The sequence below is a fragment of the Oleiphilus sp. HI0066 genome (assembly GCF_001635725.1).
This window is the reverse complement of record NZ_LWFH01001013.1, coordinates 1-1,081: the sequence shown is the minus strand read 5'-3', so window position 1 is coordinate 1,081 and position 1,081 is coordinate 1. Positions and strand designations below refer to the sequence as shown.

The 1,081-nt window shown below is 48.6% G+C and carries 1 protein-coding gene; it reads left to right on the top strand.

Features of this window, described 5'->3' with window-relative positions; translation table 11 throughout:
• Positions 1–1,081, top strand: a 1,081-nt coding sequence (locus tag A3738_RS12075; RefSeq protein WP_156504227.1) for a VCBS domain-containing protein, incomplete at both ends; no start/stop codon positions are given.

Sequence of the window (1,081 nt, the reverse complement as noted above, 5' to 3'; positions counted from 1 at the left end):
TGACACGCAGAATCTCGTTATTACGGTTCATGGTAAAGACGATGCAGCTATAATAACGGGGGCAAGCACTGGCGCAGTAACTGAAGGAGACGCAGGTGACACCGCAACCGCCAGTGGAACCCTCAGCATATCTGATACCGATACAGGCGAAACACCTGATTTCCCAGATCTTGTCAGTACAACCACCACCTACGGCCATATAGCCATGGTTAATGGTCAATGGACCTATACCCTTGATCAAAGCAAAGTACAAGATTTATCACCCAGTGACCCCGACCCAGCCAAGCAACAAGTCGTAGATACTTATACTTTCACAGCGACCGATGGCTCAACCCAACAAGTCAGCATCACCATTACCGGGACTGAAGATAAACCTGTTATTAGTTCCGCCTATGCTTCGCCAGTGGGCGCCACTTCGACATTATCCATAACCAGTCTTGAAGTAGTTGCCAGTGCCGACCCTGCGGTGATTGATACGACGGCAGACTGGGGCAGTCAAACATCGACAGTCAGTTCAGGCTTGAAAATAGTTGGCTTATACATGCCAGGCAGTAGCCATAACGAATTGACTTCAGGTAATGAACCTACCTTAACGACAAATCATAGCGGCCAAGGAGGGTTTGCCAGAATTGATAGTCACGGCTGGTGGCAATCACACCATATTCCTAATACTGTGAATACCGGTAGTGGCGGGGCAGCAGGTACGGGTAACGCCTGGGAACATGGTATTGTAGAATTTTCAGATGGTACGCTCGGAATTATTAATCGTGTCTGCGATGGTGCGCCAAATGGCGAAGTGGATTACTTGTATTTTAGTACCTATCAGCAGTTGCATGTTGGAGCAAATCTACTTAGTGGTACCGGCGTTGCCGGTGAAACTATCCATATCGTTGAAGCAGGACACACAATAGCGACGACGGTGGTTGACGCTCACGGTCACTTTGATGTTGCTATTACAGGCCTATCTAATGGGCAGCATACTTTGTCGGTGACGAATGATCACGGAGGGTCCTCAGCACCGCATATCTATGATGTTAATAACGCCGGTATAGCCGATATTTCGCCAGCGGGTTTAACGGCT